This window comes from Streptomyces ruber (assembly GCF_014648075.1).
Taxonomy (GTDB): Bacteria; Actinomycetota; Actinomycetes; order Streptomycetales; family Streptomycetaceae; genus Streptomyces; species Streptomyces ruber.
In genome coordinates, this window is sequence record NZ_BMQK01000005.1 from 214,353 (window position 1) to 233,037 (window position 18,685).

Annotated in this window: 16 protein-coding genes; 13 read left to right on the plus strand and 3 right to left on the minus strand. The window is 73.8% G+C overall.

The genetic code is table 11. The features are described 5' to 3' along the window. Positions 1-22 precede the first annotated feature (22 nt). The 3 genes from IEZ04_RS14890 to IEZ04_RS14900 are packed head-to-tail and all read left to right on the plus strand — an operon-like array spanning position 23 to position 3,571. A complete protein-coding gene (locus tag IEZ04_RS14890) occupies positions 23-1,387 on the plus strand; it encodes a glutamine synthetase family protein (protein ID WP_189217327.1) in 1,365 nt (454 codons plus the stop codon). A 10-nt stretch (positions 1,388-1,397) separates the two neighbouring features. Continuing rightward, positions 1,398-2,786, plus strand: a complete 1,389-nt coding sequence (locus IEZ04_RS14895) for an aldehyde dehydrogenase family protein (RefSeq protein WP_189217328.1) — start codon at positions 1,398-1,400, stop codon at positions 2,784-2,786. 2 nt (positions 2,787-2,788) lie between these two features. Then, positions 2,789-3,571 (plus strand): 3-oxoacyl-ACP reductase, encoded by a 783-nt coding sequence (locus IEZ04_RS14900; protein WP_189217440.1) that lies wholly within the window; start codon positions 2,789-2,791, stop codon positions 3,569-3,571. Between the two features lie 15 nt (positions 3,572-3,586). On the opposite strand, the gene IEZ04_RS14905 is transcribed toward IEZ04_RS14900, so the two are convergent. Next, a complete protein-coding gene (locus IEZ04_RS14905; RefSeq protein WP_189217329.1) occupies positions 3,587-4,789 on the minus strand; it encodes an amino acid deaminase/aldolase in 1,203 nt (400 codons plus the stop codon). Positions 4,790-5,243: 454 nt separating this feature from the next. Between IEZ04_RS14905 and IEZ04_RS34805 the strand changes: the two genes are divergently transcribed. Further along, positions 5,244-6,365, plus strand: a complete 1,122-nt coding sequence (locus IEZ04_RS34805; protein WP_229821044.1) for a hypothetical protein — start codon at positions 5,244-5,246, stop codon at positions 6,363-6,365. Beyond that, positions 6,362-7,552, plus strand: a complete 1,191-nt coding sequence (gene mycP / locus IEZ04_RS34810; RefSeq protein ID WP_229821045.1) for a type VII secretion-associated serine protease mycosin — start codon at positions 6,362-6,364, stop codon at positions 7,550-7,552. Before IEZ04_RS34805 ends, mycP begins: the two co-directional genes overlap by 4 nt. 33 nt (positions 7,553-7,585) lie before the next feature. Here the strand turns inward: mycP and IEZ04_RS14915 are convergent, their stop codons facing one another. Continuing rightward, the gene (locus IEZ04_RS14915) at positions 7,586-8,527 is read right to left on the minus strand and encodes a serine hydrolase (protein ID WP_189217330.1); all 942 of its coding nucleotides are present in this window, start codon (positions 8,525-8,527) and stop codon (positions 7,586-7,588) included. Positions 8,528-9,316: 789 nt separating this feature from the next. On the opposite strand from IEZ04_RS14915, the gene IEZ04_RS14920 reads away from it, so the two are divergent. Further along, a complete protein-coding gene (locus tag IEZ04_RS14920; RefSeq protein WP_189217442.1) occupies positions 9,317-10,051 on the plus strand; it encodes an SseB family protein in 735 nt (244 codons plus the stop codon). On the opposite strand, the gene IEZ04_RS14925 is transcribed toward IEZ04_RS14920, so the two are convergent. Further along, positions 10,048-10,437 (minus strand): DUF1844 domain-containing protein, encoded by a 390-nt coding sequence (locus IEZ04_RS14925; protein ID WP_189217331.1) that lies wholly within the window; start codon positions 10,435-10,437, stop codon positions 10,048-10,050. The two genes, IEZ04_RS14920 and IEZ04_RS14925, sit on opposite strands and share 4 nt — an antisense overlap. Before the next feature lie 364 nt (positions 10,438-10,801). Between IEZ04_RS14925 and infC the strand changes: the two genes are divergently transcribed. The 7 genes from infC to pheT all read left to right on the plus strand — a co-directional run bounded on the left by infC (position 10,802) and on the right by pheT (position 18,391). After that, positions 10,802-11,485, plus strand: coding sequence for a translation initiation factor IF-3 (gene infC, locus IEZ04_RS14930; RefSeq protein WP_189217443.1), 684 nt, complete (start codon positions 10,802-10,804; stop codon positions 11,483-11,485). 127 nt (positions 11,486-11,612) lie between these two features. Next, on the plus strand, positions 11,613-11,807 hold the full coding sequence (gene rpmI, locus IEZ04_RS14935; protein ID WP_189217332.1) for a 50S ribosomal protein L35: 195 nt from the start codon (positions 11,613-11,615) through the stop codon (positions 11,805-11,807). A 95-nt stretch (positions 11,808-11,902) separates the two neighbouring features. After that, positions 11,903-12,286, plus strand: coding sequence for a 50S ribosomal protein L20 (gene rplT, locus IEZ04_RS14940; protein WP_006141703.1), 384 nt, complete (start codon positions 11,903-11,905; stop codon positions 12,284-12,286). Positions 12,287-12,410: 124 nt separating this feature from the next. Further along, positions 12,411-13,271 carry a TrmH family RNA methyltransferase gene (locus IEZ04_RS14945; protein WP_189217333.1) on the plus strand — a complete coding sequence of 287 codons (861 nt, stop codon included), beginning with the start codon at positions 12,411-12,413 and terminating at the stop codon, positions 13,269-13,271. A gap of 128 nt (positions 13,272-13,399) precedes the next feature. Then, positions 13,400-14,542, plus strand: coding sequence for a sensor histidine kinase (locus IEZ04_RS14950; RefSeq protein ID WP_189217334.1), 1,143 nt, complete (start codon positions 13,400-13,402; stop codon positions 14,540-14,542). A gap of 223 nt (positions 14,543-14,765) precedes the next feature. Next, entirely contained in the window at positions 14,766-15,887 is a 1,122-nt protein-coding gene (gene pheS / locus IEZ04_RS14955; protein WP_189217335.1) for a phenylalanine--tRNA ligase subunit alpha, read from the plus strand. Continuing rightward, entirely contained in the window at positions 15,887-18,391 is a 2,505-nt protein-coding gene (gene pheT / locus IEZ04_RS14960) for a phenylalanine--tRNA ligase subunit beta (protein ID WP_189217336.1), read from the plus strand. The genes pheS and pheT overlap by 1 nt, the downstream gene beginning before the upstream one ends. Positions 18,392-18,685 lie beyond the last annotated feature (294 nt).

Here is an 18,685-nt window from a genome sequence, read left to right on the forward strand (position 1 = left end):
CCCGCCGAAGGAGGCCCTCCCCGTGGCAGACCGCACGCCCCCGCTCACCGTCGAGGAACTGCACGCCCTCGTCGCGGGCGGTGAGATCGACACCGTGGTGCTGGCCTTCCCCGACATGCAGGGACGCCTCCAGGGCAAGCGGTTCGCCGCGCGGTTCTTCCTCGACGAGGTGCTGGAACACGGCACGGAGGGCTGCAACTACCTCCTCGCCGTCGACACCGAGATGAACACCGTCGACGGGTACGCGATGTCCTCCTGGGAACGCGGCTACGGCGACTTCGCCATGCGCCCCGACCTGAGCACCCTGCGCCGCGTGCCCTGGAACGAGGGCACGGCCCTGGTCATCGCCGACCTGGCCTGGAACGACGGGTCCCCGGTCGTGGCCGCGCCCCGCCAGATACTGCGCCGCCAGCTCGACCGGCTCGCCGCCCTCGGCTACACCGCCATGGCCGGCACCGAGCTGGAGTTCATCGTCTTCAAGGACACCTACGAGCGGGCCTGGGACGCGGCCTACCGGGGCCTGACCCCGGCCAACCAGTACAACGTGGACTACTCGGTGCTGGGCACCGGCCGCGTCGAGCCCCTGCTGCGCCGCATCCGCAACGAGATGGCGGGCGCCGGGCTGACGGTGGAGTCCGCGAAGGGCGAGTGCAACCCCGGGCAGCACGAGATCGCGTTCCGCTACGACGAGGCCCTGGTCACCTGCGACCAGCACGCCGTCTACAAGACCGGCGCCAAGGAGATCGCCGCCCAGGAGGGCGTCTCGCTCACCTTCATGGCCAAGTACAACGAGCGCGAGGGCAACTCCTGCCACATCCACCTCTCCCTGGCGGACGCGGACGGCAACAGCGTCATGGCCGACGGCGACGGACACGGCATGTCACCCCTCATGCGTCACTTCCTCGCCGGACAGCTCGCCGCCCTCCGCGACTTCTCGCTCCTCTACGCGCCGGGCATCAACTCGTACAAGCGGTTCCAGCCGGGCTCCTTCGCGCCGACCGCCGTCGCCTGGGGACACGACAACCGCACCTGCGCCCTCAGAGTGGTCGGCCACGGCCGCTCGCTGCGGTTCGAGAACCGGCTCCCCGGCGGGGACGTCAACCCGCACCTCGCCGTCGCCGGACTCGTCGCGGCCGGGCTGTACGGCGTCGAGCACGAGCTGGAACTGCCGGACGCCTGCCCCGGCAACGCGTACGCGGGGGATTACGAACACGTGCCGACCACCCTGCGCGAGGCCGCCGAGCTGTGGGAGAACAGCCCGATCGCGCGGGCCGCCTTCGGGGACGAGGTGGTCGCGCACTACCGCAACATGGCGCGCGTCGAGGTGAACGCCTTCGACGCCGCGGTGACCGACTGGGAGCTGCGCCGCTCCTTCGAACGCATGTGAGGTTGCGTACGTGTCGTACGAGCACGAGCTCCAGGTACTGGACCCGGCGACCGAGGAGGTCGTCGCCACCGTCCCGGCCGCGTCCCGCGAGGACGTCCGCGCGGCGGTGGCACGGGCCGCGAAGGCGCAGGCCGAATGGGCCGCGCTCGCACCCGGCGACCGCGCCCGGCTGCTGCGCCGCTTCGCCGCGGCCGTGGACGGCCACGTCGAGGAACTGGCGCGGCTGGAGGTCCGCGAGGCCGGGCACACCCTCGGCAACGCCCGCTGGGAGGCGGGCAACGTCCGCGACCTGCTCGACTACGCCGCCGGGGGAGTGGAGCGCCTCACCGGCCGCCAGATCCCCGTACCCGGCGGCATCGACGTCACCTTCCTCGAACCCCTCGGCGTGGTCGGCGTCATCGCGCCCTGGAACTTCCCCATGCCCATCGCCGCCTGGGGCACCGCCCCCGCGCTCGCGGCCGGCAACGCGGTCCTCCTGAAGCCCGCCGAGACCACCCCGCTCACCGCCCTGCGCCTCGCCGGACTCGCCCTGGAGGCGGGCCTGCCCGAGCACCTCTTCCAGGTGCTGCCGGGCGAGGGACCGGTCGCGGGCGACGCGCTCGTCGAACACCCGGGCGTCGCGAAGATCGTCTTCACCGGGTCGACGGCCGTGGGCCGCCAGGTGCTGGCCAAGGGCTCGGCGCACCTCAAACGCGTCACCCTCGAACTCGGCGGCAAGAGCCCCAACATCGTCTTCGCCGACGCCGACCTCGCGGCCGCCGCCACGAGCGCGCCGATGTCCTTCCTCGACAACGCGGGCCAGGACTGCTGCGCCCGCACCCGGATCCTCGTCCAGCGCTCCGTGTACGACGACTTCCTCGCCCTGCTCGCACCCGCGGTCGAGTCCGTCCGCGTCGGCGACCCGGCCGACGAGAGCACCGACATGGGCCCGCTGATCTCCGCGGCCCAGCGGGAGCGCGTACGGTCGTACGTCGACCCGGACGCCGAGGGCATCCGCGGCAAGGCACCCGAGGGCCCGGGCTTCTGGTTCCCGCCCACCGTCCTCACCGGAGTCGAGCCGCACGCGCGCGTGGCCGTCGAGGAGGTCTTCGGACCGGTCGCCGTCGTGCTGCCGTTCGAGGACGAGGCGGAGGCGGTCCGGCTCGCCGACGACACCCCGTACGGCCTCTCCGGTTCGATCTGGACCCGGGACGTCGGCCGCGCGCTGCGCGTCTCCAGGGCCGTCCGCGCGGGCAACCTGTCCGTCAACTCCCACTCCAGCGTCCGCTACTGGACCCCCTTCGGCGGCTTCAAGCAGTCGGGGATCGGCCGCGAACTCGGCCCGGACGCCCTCACCGCGTTCACCGAGACCAAGAACGTCTTCATCAGCACCGTCAGCACAGAGGGGCCCGCACAGTGACCGTGACCGAAGAGAGCGTCTGCCGCCGCCTCGTGGACCGCACCGCCGTGATCACCGGAGCCGGCAGCGGCATCGGCCTCGCCACCGCGCGCCGGCTCGCCTCCGAGGGCGCGCACGTCGTCTGCGGCGACATCGACGAAGAGGCGGGCAAGGCGGCCGCCGAGGCGGTCGGCGGCCTCTTCGTACAGGTGGACGTCACCGACGCCGACCAGGTCGAGGCCCTGTTCAAGGCGGCGTACGACACGTACGGCAGCGTCGACGTCGCCTTCAACAACGCGGGCATCTCGCCGCCGGACGACGACTCCATCCTGGACACCGGCCTGGAGGCCTGGAAGCGCGTCCAGGAGGTCAACCTGACCTCCGTCTACCTGTGCTGCAAGGCCGCGCTCCCCTACATGCGCCGCCAGGGCAGGGGATCGATCATCAACACGGCCTCCTTCGTCGCCCGCATGGGCGCGGCGACCTCGCAGATCTCGTACACGGCCTCCAAGGGCGGCGTCCTCGCGATGTCGCGCGAGCTGGGCGTGCAGTTCGCCCGGGAGGGCATCCGCGTCAACGCCCTGTGCCCCGGGCCGGTCGACACGCCCCTCCTCCGGGAGCTGTTCGCCAAGGACCCGGAGCGGGCCGCGCGCCGGCTGGTGCACATCCCGCTCGGCCGGTTCGCCCGCGCCGAGGAGATCGCCGCCGCGGTCGCGTTCCTCGCGAGCGACGACTCCTCCTTCGTGAACGCCACCGACTTCCTGGTGGACGGCGGGATCTCGGGCGCGTACGTCACGCCGCTGTAGCGCGCACGAAGGGCCCTACAGGAAGGTCTTCCCCTCACCGCGGTACGTCGGCACGGTCGCCGTGACCTCGTCGCCCGACACCAGGTGCAGCGCGTCGAACCGCTCGCACAGCTCACCGGCCTTGGCGTGCCGGAACCACACCTTGTCGCCGATGAGCAGGTCGTCCGCGGGCGACCCGAGCAGCGGCGTCTGCACCTCCCCGGCGCCCTCCTGCCCGTCGTACCGCAGCCCTTCCGGCAGGTACGGCACCGGCAGCCGGTCGCGGCCCGGGGCGCCCGAGGCCGGGTAGCCGCCGCCGAGCACGGTGACGACGCCGACGCCGGGCCTGCGCACGACGGGCTGGGCGAACAGCGCCGCCGGACGGCCGCGGAACGAGGTGTAGCCGTCGAACAGCCGCGGCACGTACAGCCCCGACCCGGCCGCGATCTCGGTCACCGCGTCCTCCGCGGCGGTGTGCTGGACGCTGCCCGTGCCGCCGCCGTTGACGAACTCCAGGTCCGGTGCGACGGCCCGGACGGCGCGCACCGCCTCGGCGCGCCGCCGGGCGAGTTCCTTCTTCGCGGCGGACTGCATCAGCCGGACGGCCCGCGAGCGCAGGGGCCGCCCGGCGACCGCGTCGCCGACCCCGGCGACGTGCGCCTCGTACGCCATGATCCCGGCCAGCCGGAAGCCGGGCCGCCGGACGACCGCCCGGGCCAGCTCGGCGAGGTCGGCGGGGGAATGCAGCGGGGAGCGCCGGGCGCCCACCCGCACCCGCCCGCCGAGCAGCCGCAGGGAGGTGTCCAGCTCCAGGCAGACGCGTATCTCCTCCCGGCCGCCCCGCCGTGCGCCGTCGATGAGCCGGAGCTGGGCCGGGTCGTCCACCATGACGGTGACGGCGGCGGCGAGCTTGGGGTCGGCGGCCAGTTCGGCGTAGCCCGCGCGGTCCGCCGACGGGTACGCGAGCAGCACGTCGTCGAAGCCGGAGCGGGCGAGCCAGAGGGACTCGGCGAGGGTGTACGACATGATCCCCGCGAACCCCTCGCGGGCCAGGACGCGTTCGAGGAGCGCCCGGCAGCGCACCGACTTGCTGGCCACGCGGACCGGCTTGCCGCCGGCCCGCCGGCGGAGGTCGTCGGCGTTCGCGTCGAAGGCGTCCAGGTCCACGATCGCGCAGGGGGCGTCGAGATGAGCGGTCGCCCGGTCGTAACGGGCTCGGTCAGCGGCACGGCCAGTCATGCACGAAGCCTGCCAGAGCCGATCAGCGCGAGGTAGGGGGATGTTCCGGGCAGATGGCACCGGGCGTGCGGACTGGTTCCCGCTCCGCACGCGTCAGCCCGTAGAGTGACGGACACGCGGGGGACGACTCCCGGCCGGGATGGCGACACGCCGCCACGGGTACGGATGCCCGGGGCGGGACCCGGGCGGGCCGCCTCCGGACGACGGTCGTGCGCGGAAACGGGGGAGCATGAGTACAGACGCGCGCCGCGCCTCCGTGCCCCCACGCCCGACGACTCCGCCCCGCCCCCCGGCGCCCCCGCGAGCGGCCGACCCGCGGACCACCGCCGCACCGCCCGCACCGGAGGACCTCCCGGCGGGCAACGCTCCGGCGGGTCACCCCACTCAGGGCGCGACCGCGCATCCGCCGTCTCCGCACGCCCCCCGCGTACCGCACCCGCCGTCGCACCCACCCGTGGGCAGCACACCCGTACCCCCGCCGCGCCCCGCCCGCGCCCCCGCCACCCCGCAGGTGACCGCACCCACCGGCACCCCGCCACGGCCGCGCCCCTCCGGTGCCCGCCGGACCACGGAGGACACCGCCCCCGTCACGCTGCCTCCGCCCGCGGCCTCCGCCCGCTTCCCGGACGCGCCGCCGTCCCCCGCAGACGGCGCACGCGCGGGCGCCGCGCCCCGTACCGACGCGCCCGCCACGGCCGACGCCGTCGGCGCGACGGTCCGGCCGCGGCCCGTCCCGGCCGGCCGGGCGCCCTGGCGTCCCGTCGTGACCTTCGCGCAGCCCGACACCGGCCACCCCGGGGCGTACCACGACGACATCCGGCCGCGGCCCGGCCGGGCGCGGATCGCGACGGCGGCCGCCTGTGCCGTTCTCGGGCTCGGGCTCGTGGGCGGGGCGGTGGCCGGCAGCCTGGTCAGCGGGGACGCGGGCGAGGAAGGGAACGACTCGGCGTTCGCGGCGGCCGGCCGGCTCTGGCACAGCGTCCCCGTGGACCGGCTGTTCCCGCCGACCGTCGAGGGCGACGGCGCGGGCCCCGGCGGCGCCGACCGGACCTGGACGCGGATCGCCGTAGCGCCCGACGGCGGCTGCGCCGACGCCTTCGACCCGCTGCTGGAGAAGGCGCTCGCCCCCGTCGGCTGCGCCCGCCTGCTGCGCGCCACCTACACCGACGCCACCCGCAGCAACGTCACCACCGTCGGCCTGCTGTTCACCGAGGCCGACCCCGCCGCCATGACATCCCTCAAGTCCCGGTTCCGGAAGGACCGCCTCGACCGGCGCACCGACCTCATGCCCCGTCCCTACGCCGCCGAGAACACCGCCGCGGCCGGCTTCGGCGACGACCAGCGCGCCTCCTGGACCCTGTCCGTCCTCACCGACGCCCCGGTCGTCGTGTACGCCGTCTCCGGGTTCGCCGACGGCCGCGCCGTCAGCGAGCCGCAGCCCGCCGGGGAGGCCGTCGAGCCGGGCGCCACCACCGCGCCCGCCCAGTCCGGCCTCGGCCACGAGGCGAAGGGCCTCGCCGACCGCATCGAGCGCGGCCTGCGCAAGGACGTCACCGCGGCGGAGGAGTCCTCGTGAGGGCGGGGCCGCGCCGCGCGGCCGGCCGGGTCGGCGTGCTGATCGCCGCCTGTCTCGTCCTGCTCCCCCCGACCACCGCCCGCGCCGACGGCATACGGGACCAGCAGTGGGCCCTCGCGGCCATGCACACGGAGGAGGCCTGGCGCACCACGAAGGGCGCGGGCGTCACCGTGGCCGTCCTCGACACGGGCGTGGACGACGAGCACCCCGACCTGGCGGGCAACGTGCTGCCCGGCAAGGACCTGGTCGGCTTCGGGGCGGGCCGGGGCGACAGCGCCTGGGCCCGGCACGGCACCGCCATGGCCGGCATCATCGCCGGTCACGGACACGGGCCGGACAACGGCGACGGCGTCCTCGGCATCGCCCCCGAGGCCCGCATCCTGCCCGTACGGGTCATCCTGGAGGACAAGGACCCCGCACGCGCCGAGGCCCGCAACACCCGTGGCAACGCCCTCGCCGAAGGCATCCGCTGGGCCGCCGACCAGGGCGCCGACGTCATCAACCTCTCCCTCGGCGACGACTCCCAGTCCGCCCACCCCGAGCCCGCCGAGGACGCCGCCGTCCGCTACGCCCTCGACAAGGGCGCGGTCGTCGTCGCCTCCTCCGGCAACGGCGGCGAGAAGGGCGACCACATCTCGTACCCGGCCGCCTACCCCGGCGTGATCGCCGCGACCGCCGTCGACGAGTACGGCACCCGCGCCTCCTTCTCCACCCGCCGCTGGTACGCCACGGTCAGCGCGCCCGGCGTGGACGTGGTCATAGCCGACCCCGACGGCAGGTACTACCAGGGCTGGGGGACGAGCGCCGCCGCGGCGTTCGTCTCCGGCGCGGTCGCCCTCGTCCGGGCGGCCCACCCCGGCCTCACCCCCGTACAGATCAAGCGGCTCCTGGAGGACACCGCCCGCGACGCCCCCGACGGCGGCCGCGACGACTCCCGCGGCTTCGGCTTCGTCGACCCGGCCGCCGCGATCGAGGCGGGTGCCGGCCTGGCGCCCGAGAAGCTGTCGGCGGCGACGTACGACCGGAAGTACTTCGGCGCGGGGCCCGACGGGGACGGCGACGGGAGCGCCCTCGACCGGGCGGCCCCGGTCGCGGGCGGCCTCGGCGTCCTGCTGCTCGGCACGTCGGTGCTGGTGTGGCGGGGCCGCCCCGGGCCTCGTGGCGCGTACGGCGCCGACGACTACTAGACCGCCACCGCCACCGCCGCCGGGCCGGGACCGCTACGGGGCCGAGACCGCCGACACGGCCGCCCGCGCCGCCGCCTCCACCATCGCGATGCCCTTCTCCTTCGTGGTGCTGCCCCGCGACAGCACCGCGACGAGGTGCTCCTCGCCGTCCGCGGTGACCCGCCCCACGCTGTTCACCACCCACAGCCCGGTCGCGGTGCGCGGCAGCCACCCGTTCTTCAGGGCGAAGTCCGACCCGGCGGCCGAGATCCCCCAGTCCTGGCCCTCGGCTATGCCGCCCATCAGTTCCTGGAGGTACCCGCGCGAGGCCGCGCTCAGCTCCGACTCCTCCTCGTCCCCGAAGATCTGCCGGAGCAGGACGAGCTGGTCGGCCGCCGTCGTCCGGGTCAGCCCCCACAGCCCGTCCTGACCGCCCTCGGTGGCGGTGAGCCCGAAGCGCTCGTTCGCGGCGTCGAGCCCGGCCGCCCCGCCGATCGTCCGCCACAGCGCGGTCGCGGACGCGTTGTCGCTCTCCTCGATCATCGCGGCGGCGTACTCCCGCTCCTGCGCGGTGAGCTCCCGCCCCGCGTCCTGGGTCTGCAGCAGCAGCGCCGCCAGGATGTCGGCCTTCACGATGCTCGCCGTCTCGCACTGCGCCGTCCCGTACACCGCGCTCCGCCCGGACGCCGTGTCCAGCACGGCCACGGACAGCTCGGCGCCGTCCTCCACCGCCACGTCCCGGAGCGCGGCCGCGAGCAGGCCGTCGCCGTTCACCTCGGGCGCCGTCACAGGTTCCACCGAAGTCTCCTCCCCGGCCTGGGCCGCTGACGATGTCGGCGACGACGATACGGCGCCCCCCTTCCCCAGCGCCTCTCGCTTCACATGGACGGTTCCGGCGGCCGTGCCGGACACGACGACGGCGGCGGCCAGCACGGAGGAGAGGAGGGGACGCCGCCGGGCCGGACGGGCGTGGCGGCGGGCACGGCGAGAAGACATGGGGCGATGCTCGACGCACGCCCTGTGCGCTCCGTGGGTGACGGCGAGACAGGGGTCAGGAGATGGTGAGAAACGTATGAGCCCCGTGAGCGGTGTGCGCCCCCGCCCCCCGCTCCGGAGAACGCCCTCGCCCACGTCGATGGACATCTCCGGGGGGAGGGGGTGCAGGACGATCCTGTCTGCTTCGGAGGGCGGCTTCGGAGGGCGGCCGGTATGGGCGGCCGGGACCGCCTCACCGCCGCGCTGTCCGGTGGGAGTCGTCGAGGAGGGAAGCATGACAGGGGAGCGAGCGAAGTCGTTCTGCCATCGGCGCCGCGTGGGCCCTCGCCCGGGGCGGCGAGCGCGGAAGAGCCCTGCGCGACACGGCGTCGGCGGCCTTCGGGGCAGCCAAGAGCACGCACACTGCGGCCGCGCGCGAGGCAGCGTGGGCAGCGATGTCCGCGGCAGGCGCCGCCTGACTGCATCCGCTGGCCAAGGCCGTCCAGGTCAAGCACATCCTGGAAGCCGGCGCCTATGCGGCCAGAGCGGCCGAACTCGTCGCCGGCGACGATCGGAGCGTCGGAGCCGGACACCTCGAAGGGACGGTGCGCCGTGCCACACCGGTCGTGGTCGACGCGCTCAGACGCCACCCGACGGCGCCGGACGGGCCGGCGAGGCGATCCGCATGCTCGACGCCGGACTCCGCTCACTCGACCTCACCGAGTGACTCCCCAGCGCCCGGGAGCCGGCGGGCGTACTCGGCGGGGGGCCGCGGCGAGCCGCTCACACCCTGGACTAGGGTCGGTGACCGTGGCGAACAAGAACATTCCCGACCCCGGCTTCCGCGACGACGACGGCTCCGCCGACCCGCGGCTGAGCGAGGCGCTGGCGGCCTGGGCCGAGGACCGCACCGCCGTCGGGCCGGTCCTCGAGGCGCTGAAGGGCGCCCGGCTGCTCGTCCCCGTCGTCGCCGTACTGGGCGAGGTCGAGGAGGACGAGAACGGTCTGCGCCGGGAGAAGACCAGCGACATGGCCGTGCCGACGCTGAAGGCCGGTGACCGCACCGCCCTGCCCGCCTTCACGTCCACCGACTCGCTGGCCCGCTGGGACCCCGCCGCCCGCCCCGTCGCCGTACCCCTGCACCAGGCGCTGCAGGCCGCGGCGCACGAGAGGGCCGACACGGTCGTGCTGGACATGGCCGGGCCCGTGGCCTTCGAACTGACGGGTCCGGCGCTGCTCGCGCTCGCCGAGGGCCGGACGACGACGGATCCACTCGCCGACCCCGCCGTGGTCGAGGCGGTGCGCGCCGCCGTCGTCGCCGAGCCCGCCGTGCTCCGCGCCCACCTCGGCCCCGGCCGGGCGGACGGCACGCTCGCCCTGGTCCTGGACCCGTCCGCCGGGCAGACGGGTGCCGTCCGCGCCGTGGCCGAACGGCTCGCGGCCGACGAGACACTGCGGGCCCGCCTGGTCCGCGGCCTCGACCTGGCACTCCTGCCGGCCGGGACGACGCCCCCGGGCGAGCCCCTGTACGTACGGCCGCGCTAGCCGAACACCGGTCCCGTGTACTTCTCACCGGGACCCTGGCCCGGCTCGTCCGGCACGAGCGACGCCTCGCGGAACGCCAGCTGCAGCGACTTCAGGCCGTCGCGCAGCGGCGCCGCGTGGAAGGAGCTGATCTCGGTCGCGCTCGCGTCGAGCAGACCGGCGAGGGCGTGCACCAGCTTGCGGGCCTCGTCCAGGTCCTTGTACGCGTCGCCCTCCTCGGTCAGGCCGAGCTTCACGGCCGCCGCGCTCATCAGGTTCACGGCGACCGTCACGAGCACCTCGACCGCCGGGACCTCCGCGATGTCGCGGGCCATGCTGTCGAAGTCGGCGGCCCCGGCGGGGTCCGTGGAGGTCTCGGGGGCGTCCGAGGGGGAGGTGTCACTCATGCCCCACACGATAGGCCCCGGAGGGCGCGCGCCCGTGCGCGGGAGGCGCCCGTACGCCGGTTCGCACCTGTTCCGGTGAGCTGCTAACCTTGGGTGATGACCGGTCGGACACACCTGGTGCCCGGCCCGCAAGTGGAGGCTCCGAACTCCCACCTGACCATCCTCCGGGACGGCAGGTCACCGGTCAGGCACCCCACCGTTCCGTACGGGCGGTGGAGTCGCCCGAACTGCGCCCCGCGGTGATCCGCGGCGGTGCTCCGGCAATGATGGAGCCCCGCCTGCGTCCCGTCCGGGGCATTTTTCATGCGCCGCGATGGTTGGTCCCTATGTCAGCCAGACATACGCGGCGGTCCGCCAGACCGTCGTGGGGTGCTACCGAGGAGGATCCATCAGCGCCGAGCCCCGCATCAACGACCGGATTCGCGTTCCCGAGGTGCGACTTGTCGGTCCCAGCGGCGAGCAGGTCGGCATCGTGCCGCTTGCCAAGGCCCTGGAGCTTGCGCAGGAGTACGACCTGGACCTGGTCGAGGTCGCGGCGAACGCCCGTCCGCCCGTCTGCAAGCTCATGGACTACGGGAAGTTCAAGTACGAGTCGGCCATGAAGGCCCGTGAGGCGCGCAAGAACCAGGCGCACACGGTCATCAAGGAGATGAAGCTCCGGCCGAAGATCGACCCGCACGACTACGACACCAAGAAGGGTCACGTCGTCCGGTTCCTCAAGCAGGGCGACAAGGTCAAGATCACGATCATGTTCCGTGGTCGCGAGCAGTCCCGGCCCGAGCTGGGCTACCGGCTGCTGCAGCGTCTCGCGGAGGACGTCCAGGACCTCGGTTTCGTCGAGTCGAACCCGAAGCAGGACGGCCGAAACATGATCATGGTTCTCGGTCCGCACAAGAAGAAGACCGAGGCGATGGCCGAGGCCCGTCAGGCGCAGGAAGCCCGCAAGGCGGAAGCGAAGGCCAACCCCGGCCGCTCGCAGAACGCCGCGGACGGGGCGGTCTCCGAGGCCCCTGCCGAGACCCCCGCCGAGGCATCCGCCGAAGCCTGACCCGGGACGCGAGCCCCGGGAATCCCCGGACACGGGTCCGGGGGTGCCAACCGATAGACAGGACGCTTCACCGTGCCCGGTCCCACGACCGGGCACCGGAGCGCCACGACGAGGAGAGAACGGCGCTATGCCGAAGAACAAGTCGCACAGCGGTACCAGCAAGCGCTTCAAGATCACCGGCTCCGGCAAGGTGCTCCGTGAGCGCTCCGGCAAGCGCCACCTGCTCGAGCACAAGTCGTCCCGTGTGACGCGTCGCCTCACCGGCAACGCCGAGATGGCCCCGGGCGACGCCAAGAAGATCAAGAAGCTTCTCGGCAAGTGACGTACGGCGCCTCGCGCGCCGTACGTCAGGACCGGGACCCAATCGATTCCGGGCCGCGTGACGACCACCGCGGCCCCGCTACAAGGAGTTAAAAAGTGGCACGCGTCAAGCGGGCAGTCAACGCCCACAAGAAGCGCCGGGCGATCCTCGAGCAGGCCTCCGGCTACCGCGGTCAGCGTTCGCGCCTGTACCGCAAGGCCAAGGAGCAGGTCACCCACTCGCTGGTCTACAACTACAACGACCGCAAGAAGCGCAAGGGCGACTTCCGTCAGCTGTGGATCCAGCGCATCAACGCCGCTGCCCGCGCCAACGGCATCACGTACAACCGCTTCATCCAGGGTCTGAAGGCCGCGAACGTCGAGGTCGACCGCAAGATCCTGGCCGAGCTGGCCGTCAACGACGCGAACGCGTTCGCCGCGCTCGTCGAGGTCGCGCAGAAGGCGCTGCCGAGCGACGTCAACGCGCCGAAGGCCGCCTGACGCTGCGCTCGCACTGAGCCGACGTAACGGACCCGCAGGCCGCCACGGCCTGCGGGTCCTGTCGTGTCCGCCGCGCCCGTGAACCGCCGAACCGCCGAACCCGCCGAAGCACAAGGTGAACCGCATGCCCCCCGCCACTCCCGAGCTGATCTCGCCCCGCTCGCCCCGCGTGTCCGCCGCGCGGCGGCTCGCCAAGCGGAACTTCCGGGGGAAGGAGCGGCTGTTCCTCGCGGAGGGACCGCAGGCCGTGCGGGAGGCGGCCGCGCACCGGACCGGGGACGGGGCCACGCTCGTCGAGCTGTTCGCCACCGTGGAGGCCGCCGAGCGCTACGCCGACATCGTCGGCGAGGCCCGCGCCGCCGGGGCCCGCGTGCACCTCGCGGCCGAGGAGGTCATCGCCGACATCTCCACCACCGTGACCCCGCAGGGACTGGTCGGGGTCTGCCGCTTCCTGGACACCCCCTTCGAGGAGATCCTGGGGCAGCGGCCCAAGCTGGTCGCCGTCCTGGCCAACGTCCGGGACCCCGGCAACGCCGGCACCGTGCTGCGCTGCGCCGACGCGGCCGGAGCCGAGGCCGTGATCCTCACCGACGCCTCCGTCGACCTCTACAACCCCAAGGCCGTACGCGCCTCCGTGGGCTCCCTCTTCCACCTGCCCGTCGCCGTCGGCGTCCCCGTCGAACAGGCCGTGGCCGGGCTGCGGGAGGCCGGGGTCCGGATCCTCGCCGCCGACGGGGCCGGGGCGCACGACCTCGACGAGGAGCTGGACGAGGGCACCATGGGCGGCCCCACCGCCTGGGTCTTCGGCAACGAGGCATGGGGGCTCCCGGAGGAGACGCGGGCGCTCACCGACGCCGTCGTGCGCGTCCCCCTGCACGGGAAGGCCGAGAGCCTGAACCTCGCGACCGCTGCCGCCGTATGTCTCTACGCGTCGGCCCGGGCCCAGCGCGGCCGTGGAGGGTGCCGTTCCGCCGTCGGCGGCTAGTAGGGTGACGGGCCCGGGGAAGCCACCGAACTCTCGGCTTCACCCCACGTCCGGCTAGGCCCGGGCGGGGGGCCCTCGTGAGCTCCAGGAGGCTGCCCCGACGCCGGACGAGAGGTGGGGACACGGCGATGAGCGTCGGCACGGGCAGAGCGCCGGGTGCACAGGACGTGCACGCCCAGGTCACGGCCCGGCACGGTGACCCGGCCGGGCTCGGCATCGACCCCGACGACCTCCCCGACGGACTCGTCGTCGCCGACGAGCACGGCCGGGTCGTCTGCTTCAACGCCGCCGCCGAGCGCGTCACCGCCGTCCGTGCGGCCGAGGCCCTCGGACAGCGGCTCGAGGCGGCCCTGCCCCTGGAGGACCTCGAGGGCCGCCGCTGGTGGCAGCTGACCGACCCCTACGGCGGCCTCGCCATCCGCGCCGGACAGCCCGAGCGGAACCTGCTGCTGCCCGGCGGGCGCGAGGTGCTGGTCTCCGCGCGCTACGTGCGCACCGCGCCGACCGGACCCGTGCGCCGCGTCGTCGTCTGCCTCCGCGACACCGAGGCCCGCCGCCGCACCGAACGCAGCCACGCCGAACTGATCGCCACCGTCGCCCACGAGCTGCGCTCGCCGCTCACCTCCGTCAAGGGCTTCACCGCCACCCTGCTGGCCAAGTGGGAGCGGTTCACGGACGACCAGAAGAAGCTGATGCTGGAGACCGTCGACGCCGATGCCAACCGCGTCACCCGGCTCATCGCCGAGCTGCTCGACATCTCCCGCATCGACTCCGGCCGGCTGGAGGTGCGCCGCCAGCCCGTCGACATAGGCGCCGCCGTCGGACGGCACATCCAGGCGTACGTCGCCGCCGGCCAGCCCGCCGACCGGTTCCTGCTCCGTATCGAGCAGCCCCTGCCCGCCCTCTGGGCCGACCCCGACAAGATCGACCAGGTGCTCAGCAACCTGCTCGAAAACGCCGTGCGCCACGGCGAGGGAACTGTCACCATCGACATCACGCCCTCGGCGTCCCCGCGCGAGGGGGACGACGAGCACAGCGTCACGTCGGTCACCGTGAGCGACGAGGGCCCAGGCATCCCGGAGGAGTCCATGAACCGCGTCTTCACCCGCTTCTGGCGGGGCAGCAAGCGCGGCGGCACGGGCCTCGGGCTGTACATCGTCAAGGGCATCGTCGAGGCCCACGGCGGCACCATCACGGTCGGCCGCGCCCCGGCCGGCGGCGCCGAGTTCCGATTTACCCTGCCCGTGGGCACCCCGGCGTACCTGCAGTGATGCCGGCGGGGGCCACGGGCTCCGCCGTACTCCAGCGGCAGCACCCGCGCACGCGCCGTCCGGCCCTCCGGGCGGGCGCCCGTTCGGGACAGCCGCTCCCACCCCGTTAGACTCGGCCTTTGGCACCTTCGCGTCCGCAGTCGACCACGGCCGTCAGCGTCAGCACACGCCCACGAGTCACGACGGGGACCCTCAGCCAGCCAAACCGGAAACACGGGAAGAGATGTCGGCACCCAATAAGTCGTACGACCCTGTCGAGGTCGAGGCGTTGAAACCGGAAGAGATCGAGCGTATGCGGGACGAGGCGCTCGCCGCCTTCGCCGCGGCGGACTCGCTCGACGCGCTCCAGGAGGCGAAGGTCGCCCACACCGGCGGCACCTCGCCGCTGGCGCTCGCCAACCGCGAGATCGGCGCGCTGCCCCCGCAGGCGAAGGCCGAGGCCGGCAAGCGGGTCGGCATGGCCCGCGGCGCGGTGAACAAGGCCCTCGCCGCCCGCCAGGCCGAGCTGGAGGCGGAGCGCGACGCGCGCGTGCTGGTCGAGGAGGCCGTGGACGTCACGCTGCCCCACGACCGTGTGCCCGCCGGCGCCCGGCATCCGCTGACCACCCTCTCGGAGCGCATCGAGGACATCTTCGTGGCCATGGGCTACGAGGTCGCCGAGGGCCCCGAGATCGAGGCCGAGTGGTTCAACTTCGACGCGCTGAACATCGGCCCGGACCACCCGGCGCGCGGCGAGCACGACACCTTCTTCGTGCAGGGTCCGAAGGGCGGCACCGAGTCCGGTGTCGTGCTGCGCACCCACACCTCGCCGGTGCAGGCCCGCTCCCTGCTCGACCGTGAGCTGCCGGTGTACGTGATCTGCCCCGGCCGCGTGTACCGCACCGACGAGCTGGACGCCACGCACACCCCCGTCTTCCACCAGGTCGAGCTGCTCGCCGTGGACGAGGGCCTGACCATGGCGGACCTCAAGGGCACCCTGGACCACATGGTCCAGTCGCTGTTCGGCGAGGGCATGAAGACCCGGCTGCGGCCGAACTTCTTCCCGTTCACCGAGCCGTCCGCCGAGATGGACATGCTCTGCTATGTCTGCAAGGGCGCGTCCGTCGGCAACCCCGACCGGCCCTGCCGCACCTGCTCCTCCGAGGGCTGGATCGAGCTCGGCGGCTGCGGCATGGTCAACCCGCGGGTGCTGACCGCCTGCGGCGTCGACCCCGGGAGGTACAGCGGCTTCGCCTTCGGGTTCGGCATCGAGCGGATGCTGATGTTCCGCCACAACGTCGAGGACATGCGAGACATGGTCGAGGGTGACGTCCGGTTCACCCGGCCGTTCGGGATGGAGATCTGATGCGGGTCCCGCTTTCTTGGCTGCGGGAGTACGTCGACCTGCCGGCGACGGAGACCGGGCGCGACGTCCAGGCCAAGCTCATCTCGGCAGGACTCGAGGTCGAGACCGTCGAACAGCTCGGCGCCGACCTCAAGGGCCCGCTGGTCGTCGGCCAGGTGCTGACCATCGAGGAGCTGGAGGGCTTCAAGAAGCCGATCCGCTTCTGCACCGTCGACGTCGGCACCGCCAACGGCACCGGCGAGCCCCAGGAGATCGTCTGCGGCGCCCGCAACTTCGCCGTCGGCGACAAGGTCGTCGTGGTGCTGCCCGGCGCCGTGCTGCCCGGTGACTTCGCGATCGCCGCGCGCAAGACGTACGGCAAGGTCTCGCACGGGATGATCTGCTCCGGCGACGAGCTGGGCATGGGCGACGACGGGAGCGGCGGCATCATCGTGCTGCCGCCCGAGACCGAGGTCGGCCGCGACGCCGTCGAGCTGCTGGAACTGGTCGACGAGGTCCTCGACATCGCCGTCACCCCGGACCGCGGCTACGCCCTGTCGATGCGCGGTGTCGCCCGCGAGACCGCCACCGCCTACGGCCTGCCGCTGCGCGACCCGGCGCTCATCGACGTCCCGGGCCCCAACGCGTACGGCTACCCGGTCAAGATCGCCGACCCGATGGGCTGCGACCGCTTCACCGCCCGTACGGTCAGCGGCCTCGAGCCCGAGGCGCGCTCCCCGATCTGGCTCCAGCGCCGGCTGCAGAAGGTCGGCATGCGCCCGATCTCGCTCGCCGTCGACGTCACCAACTACGTGATGATGGAGCTCGGCCAGCCGCTGCACGCCTACGACCGCAACCTGGTCCAGGGCTCCATCGGCGTGCGCCGCGCCGAGCCGGGCGAGAAGATCACCACGCTCGACGGCGTCACGCGCACGCTGGACGCCGAGGACCTGGTCATCACCGACGAACGCGGCCCCATCGGCCTCGCGGGCGTGATGGGCGGCGCGAACACCGAGATCGGTGACAGTGACGCCCCGACCACCGAGGTCGTCATCGAGGCCGCGCACTTCGACGCGGTCTCGATCGCCCGCACGGCCCGCCGCCACCGGCTGTCCTCGGAGGCGTCCCGCCGCTTCGAGCGCGGGGTCGACCCGCAGGCCGCGGCCGCCGCCGCCCAGCGCACCGTCGACCTGCTGGTGCTGCTCGCGGGCGGCACCGCCGACGCCGGTGTCACCGAGGTCATCGCGCCGTCCGCGCCGCACACGATCACCATCCCGGCGGACCACCCGGACAAGGTGGCGGGCGTGGCCTACGGCCGCGAGACCGTCGTACGGCGGCTCCAGGAGGTCGGCTGCGACGTGTACGGGCAGGACGAGCTGATTGTCACCGTCCCGTCCTGGCGGCCCGACCTCACCGACCCGAACGACCTGGCGGAGGAGGTCATCCGCCTGGAGGGCTACGAGAACCTGCCCGCCACGCTGCCCCGGCCCCCGGCCGGCCGCGGGCTGACCCGCCGGCAGCGGCTGCACCGCCGTGTCGGCCGCGCCCTCGCGGGCGAGGGTTACGTCGAGGCGCCGAACTACCCGTTCGTCGGCGAGCAGGTCTTCGACCAGCTCGGCCTGGCGGCCGACGACCCGGCCCGCCGCGTCGTGAAGCTGACGAACCCGCTCAACGACGAGGAGCCCGCGCTGCGCACGTCGCTGCTGCCGGGCCTGCTCGGTGCGCTGCGCCGCAACGACGGCCGCGGCAGCCACGACCTGGCGCTGTTCGAGACCGGTCTCGTCTTCCTGCCGGGCCAGGAGCAGCACGTCGCCGCCCAGCTCCCCGTCGACCGGCGTCCCACCGACGAGGAGATCGCGGCGCTGAACGCCGCGCTGCCCGAGCAGCCGCGTCACGTCGCCGTCGTCCTCGCGGGCTCCCGCGAGCAGGCCGGCTGGTGGGGCAGGGGCCGCCCGGCCGACTGGGCCGACGCGGTCGAGGCCGCCCGGACCGTCGCCCGCGAGGCCGGCGCCGAGCTGGTCGTGCGGAACGGGCAGTACGGGCCGTGGCACCCGGGCCGGTGCGCCGAGCTGGCGGTCGTCGTGGACGGTACGGAGCGGGTCGTGGGCCACGCGGGCGAGCTGCACCCGCGCGTTGTGAAGGCCCTCGGGCTGCCCGCGCGCACCAGCGCCATGGAGCTGAACCTGGACGTCCTGGAGCGGGCGGGCGACGACACCCCGCAGGCGCCGCGCATCTCCTCCTTCCCGGTCGCCACCCAGGACGTCGCCCTGGTGGTCGACGGGGCGGTGCCGCAGGCGGACGTCGAGGCCGCGCTGCGCGAGGGCGCCGGGGAGCTGCTGGAGTCGATCCGGCTGTTCGACGTGTACGAGAACGCGGAGCAGCTGGGTGAGGGGCGGAAGTCCCTCGCGTACGCGCTGCGCTTCCGCGCGTCCGACCGCACCCTGACGGTCGACGAGGCCTCCGCGGCCCGCGACGCGGCCGTCGCGCTGGCGGGGGAGCGGACGGGGGCGGTGCTGCGGGGGTAGTAGCTCCGCTGGTTCTCCGGGTCGGGTGCGGGGGACTGCGGGTCGGTGCGGACGGCTGAGGTCGTCCGTGGCTGGTCGCGCAGTTCCCCGCGCCCCTTTGGGGGCTGGTGTCGGGTTGGACGGCTGAGGCTGTCCGTGGCTGGTCGTGCGGTTCCCCGCGCCCCTTTGGGGGCTGGTGTCGGGTTGGACGGCTGAGGTCGTCCGTGGCTGGTCGTGCGGTTCCCCGCGCCCCTTTGGGGGCTGGTGTCGGGTTGGACGGCTGAGGCTGTCCGTGGCTGGTCGTGCGGTTCCCCG